Below are 10,155 nucleotides of genomic sequence, written 5' to 3'. Positions count from 1 at the left end.
GGCCCCCGGCCCCGCGCTCGACAACGGTCGCGGCTGACCCTGTTGGCACCGCCTGACCCGCGCGAAGCACCGAGGCCCGCCCCCTTCGCAGGGGGCGGGCCTCGGTCGTACCGGCACAGGCGCCGGACGCTGGGTCCGGGCCCGGTGGGGCTGCTAGCGCGGCGCCATGCGCAGGGCGCCGTCCATGCGGAAGCTCTCGCCGTTGAGGTAGTCCTGCTCGACGATCGCGTTCGCCAGCTGCGCGTAGTCGGACGGGCGGCCGAGGCGCGACGGGAACGGGATCGCGGCCTCGAGAGACTTCTGGAACTCCTCGGTCAGACCCTTCAGCATCGGGGTCTCGATGGTGCCCGGGGCGATGGTGTTGACGCGGATACCGAACTGCGCGAGGTCGCGCGCGGCGCAGATGCCCATCGAGTACACGCCACCCTTCGAGGCGGCGTAGGCGATCTGGCCGACCTGGCCCTCGTAGGCGGCGACGGACGCGGTGTTGATGATGACGCCGCGCTGGCCGTCCTCGTCCACGGTGTCCTGGGTGGACATGGCCTCGGCGGCCAGGCGCAGCACGTTGAACGTGCCCACGAGGTTCACCGAGATGCAGGTCTGGAACAGGTCGAGCGCGTGCACGCCCTTCTTGGAGACGATGCGTGCGGCCGGGGCGATGCCGGCGCAGTTGACCACCACGCGCAGCGGCGCGGCCTCGGTGGCCTTGGCGATGGCGGCCTTGACGTCGTCCTCGCTGGTGACGTCGGCGGCGATGAGGGTGATGCCCTCATCGATGCCCTGCTCGACCGCCTTGTCGATGGACTGCTGGAGGTCGAGGCCGAACACGACCGCGCCCTTCTCGGCGAATGAGCGCGCGGTGGCGTTGCCCAGGCCGGAGGCGGCGCCGGTGACGATGACGGAAGCACCCTTGATGTCCACGGGCGATGTCCTTTCTGTAGACGACGCGAGCACTAGGAAGTGCAAGCATTAACGTCCCCAGTGTCCCAGACCCGCTGTCAGCGCACGTCGAAGGCCGGGCTCTCCCCCCTTACGGGGAACAGGCGCCCGTCGATCCCGCGGCCCGACGCCGTGTAGACCACGCGGTATGCGCCGGCCGGGGTGCCCGGCGGGATGTCCCAGGTGATGAGGGCGCCGGTGACGGTCAGCAGGCCCTCGAAGACGATCATCGTGGACCAGTCGCCGTCGTCGTGCACCCGCACCCACCGGTCGCCCTCCCGCCGCTCGATCGCGAGGTAGGTGTCTCCCCGGCGCAGGTCGGAGTTGGGGTGGGTGCCACAGAACCGCACGACGACCCGCTGCCCGACGCGGTACTCCGCCAGCGGCGGGTCCAGGACGTCGCCGAAGTTCCGCAGCGGAGCCGGTGTGTCGACGAGTGGGTTGCCCAGCGGGGAGACGGGGATCTGCCCGGTGAGGTCCCGCTCGGAGGTGCCGGGGTCCAGCGGAGTCCCGGCCCGCATCGAGCGGGCGAGGTCGGCGGCGACCTGTTGGATCGCCGGCAGGGTCCACGGGCCGAACGCCGTCGCGCCGCCCTCGTAGTTCTGCGCCGAGTACTCCTCGGGCGTGGTGACGTAGTGCCCGTAGGCGTTGGAGTACCCCTGGACGGTGACGTGGTCCTCGCGCACCCCCAGTTCCGCCGCCAGGGTCCGGCGCAGGCGCAGGCCCGCCACGACGGTCGGTTCGAACCCCAGGGTGAACAGGTGGTGCGTTCCCAGTCGGACCAGGTGGAACGGGTACACGCGCTGGATCGCGTGGGGGACCAGGCCCACCGGGAGCAGGACGTCCTTGGCGCCGTGCGCCTCGCGGAGCCAGGCGGGGATCACCACGTCGGTGATCGCCGCGATGACGGGGTTGCCGCCGCGGTCACCCTCGGCGAACGGTAGCTCGTCCCCACCGCCGCCGTCCTCCTGGCTGCCCGACGCGAACGACGCGCCGAGGGCCGCCACCGCCGTCCGGTGGGTGCGTCCGTCGCCGGTGAACTCGGGCCGCACCTCGACGGCCGACATGTCCACCCAGCGGTGCCGGACGTCGATCCCGCTGCCGAGCGGCCGGACCCCTGTGCCCACCTGGTCCCGCGCGGCCGCGAACTGTCGCTCGCCGATGATCCTGGTGTTGAGCCACTCGTCGGGCGTCGGTCCCCGGCCGGGGGCCAGGTCGAGGTTGGGGCTCACGTCGCCCGGGTTGGTCTGGGCGAACGCGGTGACCAGCTCCGGCGTGCGGCCGTCGAGGTAGTCCTGCCCGGCCACCTCCCGCTCCCAGTGCCATGCGGCGAAACCCTTGTTGTCCGAGGACGCGATCGTGTTGTGGGAGGTCATCGAGGTGGCGTGGACGCCGAACCAGTTGAGCACGCCCACGAGTCGGCCGTCGCGGGTGATCTGCAACGACTGCGACCGCGGGTCGATCCCCGCCGGGAACTGCGCCCGCTCCTCGGGGGTATCGCGGTCGAAGGACCCGCGGGAACGCTGGACGCCGGCGTCGTGCAGTGTGCCGGTGGTGACACCGACTCCCGAGGGCGCGAGATCGTGGTGGGCCATCCGGGCGGCGTCGACGATCCCCGCCACGTTGGCCTCGAACGTCACCGGCCGGAAGCCCAGCATCGACAGGTCGACCATCGGATGGCCGGATGTTCCGCCGGGTGCCACGTGGGTGTGCGTGGCGGTGATGACCACGTTGCCCTCGTGGTAGGTGTCGCCGAACTCGGCGGCCAGTCGGCGCAACACCTCCTGCTGGATCGACTGGAAGACGAGGCCGATCTCGGCGGTGACGTGGAGGAACCGGGGTGACGACGGCGAGTCGGCAAAGATGAAGGCGCGGGCCCGCTGCCGCAGATGCAGCCCGACGGACTGCTGCTCGGTGTCCGCGTACCCGTTCATGCCCGCGCCCAGCGGCTCTCCGGTCATGTCCCCGATGCCGCGGCCGACGTACATGGCCGTGGACTGGCCCGAGGCGACGGCCGGCAGGAGCGACTGCAGCGCGGCGACCCCGCCGAGTGCGGCGGCCCCGCCCAGAACGGTGCGGCGGCTGACGGTGATCAGGTTGTCGGACATCGTCTCTCCCCGGGTGCGCGTACCGCGGTGATTCGCATCATCGCATCGCGGCTGACGCTACCCAAGTGGACGCTCGTCCGGGGGATGTCTCGCGGAGGTGGGCGGGCGATCTGCGCCGACCGACGGGCAGCGGCCCGGGCGGGGAGATCCCCGCCCGGGCCGCTGCGAACTCTGCTGAGCCGTGTGGCGCGTGACCTGTCGGTCAGCCCTTGGCGGCGGCGTAGCGCTCGGCCACGTCCGCCCAGTTGATGACGTTCCACCAGGCCTTGACGTAGTCCGGCTTGACGTTCTTGTACTGCAGGTAGAAGGCGTGCTCCCACATGTCCAGCATGAGCAGCGGGGTGATGTTGATCGAGATGTTGCCCTGCTGGTCGGTGAGCTGCTGGATGATCAGGCGCTGCCCGATGTGGTCCCAGCCCAGGACGGACCAGCCCGACCCCTGCAGGGTCGTGGCGGCGGCGTTGAAGTGGGCCTGGAACTTGTCGAACGACCCGAACTCGGCGTCGATCGCGGCGGCCAGCTCGCCCTCGGGCTTGTCGCCACCGTTCGGCGACATGTTCTTCCAGAACACGGAGTGGTTGGTGTGGCCACCGAGGTGGAAGGCCAGGTTCTTGCTCAGCAGCGGGGCCTTGGCGGCGATGCTGCCGTCCTCGCGGGCCTCGGCGAGCTGCTCGATGGCGTCGTTCGCGCCCTTGACGTAGGTCGCGTGGTGCTTGGAGTGGTGCAGCTCCATGATCTCGCCGGAGATGTGCGGCTCGAGAGCGCCGTAGTCGTAGTCGAGATCGGGAAGAACGTACTCGGCCATAGTGGAGTGTCCTTTCAGTTGGGTGGCGGGCTGCGCACGGGAGTCCCCGTGGCGCCCGTCACGACGTCCACCTCCACCATAGTGATCCGTCCACCGGTGCGTCGTGCTGCGCGACCGCCGGCTGCCGCCCGAGCCGATGGCCTGCCATGATCGGGGTCGTGGATCACTCTGATACGGCCCCGGCCGGCGGCATCATCTCCGTGTCGGCCGTCGTGCTCACCCGACCCGACGGGGCGGTGGCGACCGTCCGCAAGGCGGGCACCGACCGGTTCATGTTGCCCGGCGGGAAGTGGGAGGCCGGGGAGTCGCCCCGGGCGTGCGCCGCCCGGGAGATCGACGAGGAACTGGGGGTGATCATCGCCCCCGATCGGCTCACCCCCCTGGGGCGGTTCGACACCGCGACCGCCAACGAGCCCGGCTTCTCCCTGGTCTCCGAGGTCTTCGCCGCCGAGGTGGACGGTGGGCAGCGGCACCGGGCCGAGATAGCGGAGTTGCGCTGGGTCGCGGCCGCGGAGGTGGCCCACATCGCGACGCTGCCGGAGGACGCGTGTGCGCCGTGGGCCCCCCTGCTGGTGCGCGTCGCCCGCGACTGTCTGACGTGATGACCGTGCCTGGTCAGATCACCAGGAGGACGACGAGCACGATCAGGAGCGCCAGGGCGACGGCGACACTCACGTGGAGGTTGCGGCGACGGACGTGATCGCTGCAGCCGGACCCCTCGAAGGGCTGCGGCGGCTCGCCGTCGAGGATGGCGCGCAGGCGCTGCGCGGCGGGCTGTGTAGCGGTCACGTCGAGCTCCCCCTCGGTCGAACTGGTCACCACCCTAGCGCCGACTATGGCATTGGTCACATCACGTCCGGATCACGAACGGGCCGGAGGGTTACCCTGGCGGCATGGGCTGGCTACAAGACGCGATCAGACACTCCGCCATGCGTACCGCGACCACGGTCGTCGACGCCGAGGCGGCGCTCCCGGGCCGCGCTGACCCGGTGCCGGTGGCGCCGGCGAACATCGTCACCGGAAACCCGATGGTCCCGCCGTTCCCGGAGGGCCACGAGACGATAGTGCTCGGCATGGGGTGTTTCTGGGGCGCGGAGAAGATCCTGTGGCAGCTCGACGGGGTCTGGACCACCGCCGCCGGGTATGCCGGCGGGTGGACGCCGAACCCCACCTACGAGGAGACCTGCACCGGGGCGAGCGGCCACACCGAGGCCGTGCTTGTGGTCTTCGATCCGCAGGTGCTGCCGGTGGAGAAGCTGCTGGCCACGTTCTTCGAGTGGCACGACCCCACGCAGGGGATGCGCCAGGGCAACGACATGGGCACGCAGTACCGCTCGGCCGTCTTCACCACCACGCCGGAGCAGCTGGAGGTGGCCCGTCGCATCGCCGAGGGGTACCAGAAGGAGCTCGACGCGGCCGGTTACGGCCCGCTGACCACCGAGATCGGCGAGCTGGGGGAGGTCCGGTCCGGCACTTTCTACTACGCCGAGGACTACCACCAGCAGTACCTGGTGAAGAACCCGGGCGGCTACGACTGCCACGTCCGCAGCGGCGTCGCCTGCCCCATCTGACCGGGGGCTCCCGCGTCTGGCCGGGCGCGGGAGCGGATGATCGGACCGAGGGGCAGACGGAGCGGACATGCGAAAGGGCCCGGCAGGATCTCTCCTGCCGGGCCCTCTCGTGGAGTCTGAAGGACGTCAGATCACTCTGACGTCACAGATCACATCGGGGTGATGTTCTCCGCCTGCAGGCCCTTGGCGCCCTGCGCGACGTCGAAGGAGACCTGCTGGTTCTCCTCGAGCGAACGGTAGCCCGAGCCCTGGATGGCGGAGAAGTGGGCGAAGACGTCGGCCGAGCCGTCGTCGGGGGCGATGAAGCCGAAGCCCTTGTCAGCGTTGAACCACTTAACGGTGCCGGTAGCCATATTGGCGTCCTTTCGAGAGTCGGTACCCCGCTTGTCGGGGTCCCGGGTGCTGCAGCAGAGAGCGTGCTGTGTGTTTCCCTGCGGTGCCGCACTGCCCTCTCTCGAGGACGGTGGATCTACAGAAATACAACGAACGATTTCAACTACTGAGTAAGACCATACACACGCCCTTGCGATCCGTCACCCCTGATGTGACGACGGCTACATGTGCTGCCTGATCTCGTCCGCCAGAACGAGGGCGTGGTTGTGCTCGGTGTCCCTCGCCGCATAGGCCAACACCAGGTCGTCACGGGCCGCCAGCGTCGCCAGGCGGCCCACCTCCCCGGCGGCGGGATCGCGTGACAACTCCTCCCGATACCTCTCCGCGAAGTGCTCGAAGTCCAGTTCACCGCGGTGGAACCCGCGGCGCAGGTCGGCGGACGGAGCCACGTCCCGGCACCAATCGTCGTGACCGAGGGAGTCCTTGCGTACGCCCCGCGGCCACAGCCGGTCCACGAGGACGACGTGGGCCCCCGCCGGGTCGGCCTCTCCCGAGACGAGGTCGTGCACGCGCACGCAGTTCACGGACATGGACCCAGGCTCCGGCACACCGCCGTCCGACGCCACCCGGGCTGTGCCAGCATGGTCGCCATGACCACACCGCGGCGTCAGGGGCAGTGGCGCTGGGTCGCCCACCCGCCGTGGCGACCCCCGACGCCCGTGACGCGGCCGCCCGTCCCGCGGCACCGCACCGGGCCGGCGTGGCGCGACCGCACCCCGGCCTACCCCGGCACCCCGCGGTGGGGGCTGCCGCCGGTCGCGATCCCGCGCCACCTCGAGCAGCCGGCAGGACCGGCACCCGCCCGGTTGGCCACCGCCGCCCCCGGGATCATGCGGGCGGCCGGCGCCTGGTTCCTCGCCACCGCAGTGGCCCACGGACTGCGCTACGCCGCCCTGGTCTGGTACGCCGACCGGCTCGCGCCGTGGTGGCTCGAGGCCCTCACCACCGCCCTGGTCTGGGTGACGGGGATCGTCGCGATCGCCGTGGGCATCGCCGCAGCCGTCACGGCGACGGCCTGGCTGGTGGAGATGCGGCGACGGGCGTACGCACCGGTTCGGGACCCCCGGTCACGGGCGGGCCTGTGGGTGGGTGCCCTCCTCGTCGTCGTCAACTTCTTCCGCCTGCCCGTCTACCTCGAGGAACTGCGCCGGGTGTCGACCCGTGCCCCGTCGCGATCGGAACTCCGGCGGTGGTGGGTGGCCTGGGCCGTCAACGTCCTGGCGGTGACGGTCGCCCTGTGGCGCGGTAGCGGGGAGGGCCCACAGGCCGCCGCGGACACCGTGCTGCTCACCGCCCTCGCCGCACTCGCCGCGGCGTGGGCGGTCCGGGAGACCCGGGGCGTCATGAGGAGTTTCAGTGACCCTTCCCCGCGGTTCACCCGCAGGTTCATCGCGGCGGGGATCCTGGAAGCGTCAGCAACCCGGAAGGATTGAGACGTGACGGTCCCCGCGACCACCCACCTGCCCTCGCCCGTCTCCACCCGCAGCGGGGTCGTCGCACACCGCGGCGCCTCCGCGGAATTCCCCGAACTCACCCGGGTCGCCTATCAGCAGGCCCTCGACCAGGGCGCCGAGGCGCTCGAGGTGGACGTCCGCCTCACCTCCGACGGCGTGCCCGTCCTGCTCCACGACCCCCGCACCACCCGCGTCGCCGACAGGGATCTCTGGGTCCACGCCAGCACCCTCGAGCAGATCTCCGCGCTCGACGTGGGGTCGTGGCACCCCGTGCACCGCGCCCCCGAAACGGTGCTCACGCTGCGCAGCTTCCTCGTCATGGCCGAGGCGTACCCGGACGTCCGGCTGTTCCTCGAGACCAAGCACCCGGTGCCGTCCGGCGGGCGGGTCGAGACGGCGTTGCGCGACGAGCTGACGTACTTCGGCCTCGACCGGGCCCCGTCGTTCGCCGACTCCCGCGCGGTGATGATGAGCTTCTCGGTCGCGGCCGTGCGGCGGTTCCGGCGGCTCGCCCCGGACGTGCCGACGGTGCAGCTGCGCGAGCGTCGGAACATCGTCAAGTCGTGGCCGGCCGAGGGGTTCGGTGCCCAGCTGATGGGGCCGAGCATCGGGACGCTGCGGGCGCGGCCGTGGCTGGTCGAGTACTGGCGGTCACGGGGGATGGGCACCTACTGCTGGACCGTCGACGACCCCGCCGACCTGCTGCTGTGCCGCGACCTCGGCGTGGACTGGGTCGGCACCAACGTCCCCTCGCGCGCGCTGACCGTCCTCGACGGCGGCGCGCCCCGGACCGAGGGGCCCGCGGGCGCCTGACGGGCGGGCCGGCCGAGCCCGGGCCCGAGTCCGGGTTCGAGTCCGACGCCTACGCGGGCGGTCGGCGGGGGCGCACCGTATCGTGGTGATCGTGGGTAGACGCAATCGGAACAACGAGCCCAAGGCCGGCGGCAACCGCCAGGCCAAGATCGCCGCGCGCGCGGCCGAGCGTGAGGAACTGAGCGTCGAGCCGCGGCCGTTCGCCGGGTTCGCCGGGGAATGCGACATGGTGGCGATGCGCGAGTTCGTGCCGTCGGCCACCGCGCGCCTCACCACGGTCGACGGTGGGCGGGAGGTCACGCTGGCGACCGTGCTGCCCGGCGCCATCGCGGGCCTGGTCCGCGACGAGGAGCTCGGCGGCCAGGCCATGGTCGGCCTGCAGGTGCAGGTCCACGGGCCGGACCCCGCCGTCGATCTGGCCTACGCGGTGGACTGGGCGACCCGCGCCGGTGGCGGGGAGACCCTCACCTCGTCGCACCCGACCGACTCCACCCCGGCACTGGCCGACGTCGTGGTCGCCGATGCGCCGCTGGAGATCGTCGTCCACGACGACTTCTCGTGGTGGGTCGCCGACGGCGTGGACGTGGGGCCCGAGATCGAGCAGGCCATCCGCAACGCCAACGAGGTCATGATGCCCTCGGCGCGCGTCTCCGCGGACGGCATCGAGGCCGCCTGGTGGGTCGACGCCGGCGAGAAGGCACACATCCGCTGGGTGCGGCCGGAGAACGAGGACGACCTGTTCGAGGCCCTCGCCCGCGTGCACGCCGCCGGTGCGCTCCATCTGGGGGAGGGGTCCCGCTTCGCCGGGTCGTTCCGCACGCACGGGGTCCTGGTGCCGGTGTTCGACCTGGACCGCGAGATGCACCACCAGGAATGGGCGCCGGGTCTGCAGGCGCTCGACGCCGCGCTGCGTGACGCCCTGGCCGACGACACTCCCCTCACCTCGGACGAGCGGTCCTCCCGCGACGGTCTGCGCGCACGTCAGGTGACCCTGCGCTAGACGGCGGCTCCCCGCGAGCACCACGCGCCCGGCACCCGCGGTATGAACCCCCGGCCGGGCGCGCCGACCTCTAGGATCCACTCCGATGGCGACCGCGGTCGCCCGTGACGCGATGACCCGTCACGCGATGAGTCGACGCGGGGTGGAGTGAGGGGGTGGGGCGGCGTGGCCGACCGGCCGAGGGCGGGCGACGACGACGAGGCCCCCCGGCTCCCGGAGGTGACGGTTCCGCCGTGGTTGCGGACCGGGCCGACCCCCGATCACGCGATGCCCGGCGTCCCCGCCGCGGGCCGGTCGGCCGGTGAGGCCGGTGGCCCGGGTACCGGGCGGGCCGGGTCAGGTGAGCCCGAACCGTCCGCCGATGCCCCGCCCCCCACCCGCATCACCCTCGGCGCCGCCGGCGGCGGTGCACACGCCCCGACGGCGGGGGAGCCGCGCACCTCGGCGGCGCCGGCCGGGACCGGCAGCACCCGGCGCGAGGCGGACGACCTGTCCACCCTCTCGCTCGGGGCCCCGGCCGCGGACCGTGACCTCCCCGAGGACGAACCGTCGCCGGCTCCCGCGGTGCTCGACCACCGCCCGGCGCGGATCGCCCTGCTGGCGGCCGCCGGGGTCGCGGTGCTGGGTGGGTCCGCGGTCCTCGGGTACGTCGTGACCCGAGGGGCCGTCAGCCCGGCGGCCGAGCGGGACACCGGGTGCGTGGAGGTGTCCGAACCCGGCCGGATGGTGGGGTCCGGACCGGGCTCGCTCGAGACGCCGGCCGGGGCGGTGCTGGCCTTCGATCACGCCTACTACGTGGAGCGTTCGGCCGAGAAGGCCTTCGAGGCGGTCGCGCCCTCCAGCCGGATGACCGAGGAGCAGCTGCGCGTCGAGGGGGTCGAGCGGGTCCCCGAGGGCACCACTCACTGCGTGGACGTACGAGAACTGTCACCGACCCTGCTGGAGGTGGACCTCACCGAGTACCCGCCGGAGGCCGAACCGGTACTGATCCGGCAGCGTGTCCGGGTGGCCGAGAACCCCGACGGCACGTGGGGGATCGTCTCCATCACCCCGGCCGGCTGAGCTCGGCCGC

General features: G+C 72.0%; 12 protein-coding genes. 6 read left to right on the top strand and 6 right to left on the bottom strand.

Annotated elements, in window-relative coordinates:
- Positions 1-153 precede the first annotated feature (153 nt).
- The 3 genes from J1M64_RS13345 to J1M64_RS13335 form a co-directional block, all read right to left on the bottom strand.
- Complete coding sequence (locus J1M64_RS13345) at positions 154-921, bottom strand: SDR family NAD(P)-dependent oxidoreductase (RefSeq protein WP_119193494.1); 768 nt, start codon at positions 919-921, stop codon at positions 154-156.
- Between the two features lie 77 nt (positions 922-998).
- Positions 999-3,047 (bottom strand): neutral/alkaline non-lysosomal ceramidase N-terminal domain-containing protein, encoded by a 2,049-nt coding sequence (locus tag J1M64_RS13340; RefSeq protein WP_206474423.1) that lies wholly within the window; start codon positions 3,045-3,047, stop codon positions 999-1,001.
- Between the two features lie 202 nt (positions 3,048-3,249).
- On the bottom strand, positions 3,250-3,852 hold the full coding sequence (locus J1M64_RS13335) for a superoxide dismutase (protein ID WP_067714888.1): 603 nt from the start codon (positions 3,850-3,852) through the stop codon (positions 3,250-3,252).
- Between the two features lie 158 nt (positions 3,853-4,010).
- Between J1M64_RS13335 and J1M64_RS13330 the strand changes: the two genes are divergently transcribed.
- Positions 4,011-4,454 carry an NUDIX domain-containing protein gene (locus J1M64_RS13330; protein WP_256821334.1) on the top strand — a complete coding sequence of 148 codons (444 nt, stop codon included), beginning with the start codon at positions 4,011-4,013 and terminating at the stop codon, positions 4,452-4,454.
- Positions 4,455-4,467: 13 nt separating this feature from the next.
- Here the strand turns inward: J1M64_RS13330 and J1M64_RS13325 are convergent, their stop codons facing one another.
- Positions 4,468-4,671 (bottom strand): hypothetical protein, encoded by a 204-nt coding sequence (locus J1M64_RS13325; RefSeq protein ID WP_206474421.1) that lies wholly within the window; start codon positions 4,669-4,671, stop codon positions 4,468-4,470.
- Positions 4,672-4,745: 74 nt separating this feature from the next.
- Between J1M64_RS13325 and msrA the strand changes: the two genes are divergently transcribed.
- Entirely contained in the window at positions 4,746-5,423 is a 678-nt protein-coding gene (msrA, locus tag J1M64_RS13320; RefSeq protein WP_374220855.1) for a peptide-methionine (S)-S-oxide reductase MsrA, read from the top strand.
- Between the two features lie 149 nt (positions 5,424-5,572).
- On the opposite strand, the gene J1M64_RS13315 is transcribed toward msrA, so the two are convergent.
- Positions 5,573-5,776, bottom strand: a complete 204-nt coding sequence (locus tag J1M64_RS13315) for a cold-shock protein (RefSeq protein WP_007629661.1) — start codon at positions 5,774-5,776, stop codon at positions 5,573-5,575.
- A gap of 201 nt (positions 5,777-5,977) precedes the next feature.
- Positions 5,978-6,346: a DUF488 domain-containing protein gene (locus tag J1M64_RS13310; protein ID WP_206474420.1), complete on the bottom strand. Its 369-nt coding sequence runs from the start codon at positions 6,344-6,346 to the stop codon at positions 5,978-5,980.
- A 60-nt stretch (positions 6,347-6,406) separates the two neighbouring features.
- On the opposite strand from J1M64_RS13310, the gene J1M64_RS13305 reads away from it, so the two are divergent.
- The 4 genes from J1M64_RS13305 to J1M64_RS13290 all read left to right on the top strand — a co-directional run bounded on the left by J1M64_RS13305 (position 6,407) and on the right by J1M64_RS13290 (position 10,145).
- Complete coding sequence (locus tag J1M64_RS13305) at positions 6,407-7,249, top strand: DUF4328 domain-containing protein (RefSeq protein ID WP_241261515.1); 843 nt, start codon at positions 6,407-6,409, stop codon at positions 7,247-7,249.
- 3 nt (positions 7,250-7,252) lie between these two features.
- Positions 7,253-8,083: a glycerophosphodiester phosphodiesterase family protein gene (locus tag J1M64_RS13300; protein ID WP_206474419.1), complete on the top strand. Its 831-nt coding sequence runs from the start codon at positions 7,253-7,255 to the stop codon at positions 8,081-8,083.
- A gap of 88 nt (positions 8,084-8,171) precedes the next feature.
- Positions 8,172-9,083 carry a DUF5926 family protein gene (locus J1M64_RS13295; RefSeq protein ID WP_371517424.1) on the top strand — a complete coding sequence of 304 codons (912 nt, stop codon included), beginning with the start codon at positions 8,172-8,174 and terminating at the stop codon, positions 9,081-9,083.
- Positions 9,084-9,248: 165 nt separating this feature from the next.
- Positions 9,249-10,145 carry a hypothetical protein gene (locus tag J1M64_RS13290; protein ID WP_206474418.1) on the top strand — a complete coding sequence of 299 codons (897 nt, stop codon included), beginning with the start codon at positions 9,249-9,251 and terminating at the stop codon, positions 10,143-10,145.
- Positions 10,146-10,155: the final 10 nt, after the last annotated feature.

Origin of the sequence: Dietzia sp. KRD202, assembly GCF_017168155.1 — a bacterium.
Lineage (GTDB): Bacteria > Actinomycetota > Actinomycetes > Mycobacteriales > Mycobacteriaceae > Dietzia > Dietzia kunjamensis.
This window is presented reverse-complemented; position numbering and strand designations above follow the sequence as displayed.

Bases quoted from the DNA above. Each gene is read 5' to 3' on its own strand.
- J1M64_RS13340 (WP_206474423.1), bottom strand. From the start codon at position 3,047: ATGTCCGACAACCTGATCACCGTCAGCCGCCGCACCGTTCTGGGCGGG.
- J1M64_RS13335 (WP_067714888.1), bottom strand. From the start codon at position 3,852: ATGGCCGAGTACGTTCTTCCCGATCTCGACTACGACTACGGCGCTCTC.
- msrA (WP_374220855.1), top strand. From the start codon at position 4,746: ATGGGCTGGCTACAAGACGCGATCAGACACTCCGCCATGCGTACCGCG.
- J1M64_RS13315 (WP_007629661.1), bottom strand. From the start codon at position 5,776: ATGGCTACCGGCACCGTTAAGTGGTTCAACGCTGACAAGGGCTTCGGC.
- J1M64_RS13310 (WP_206474420.1), bottom strand. From the start codon at position 6,346: ATGTCCGTGAACTGCGTGCGCGTGCACGACCTCGTCTCGGGAGAGGCC.
- J1M64_RS13305 (WP_241261515.1), top strand. From the start codon at position 6,407: ATGACCACACCGCGGCGTCAGGGGCAGTGGCGCTGGGTCGCCCACCCG.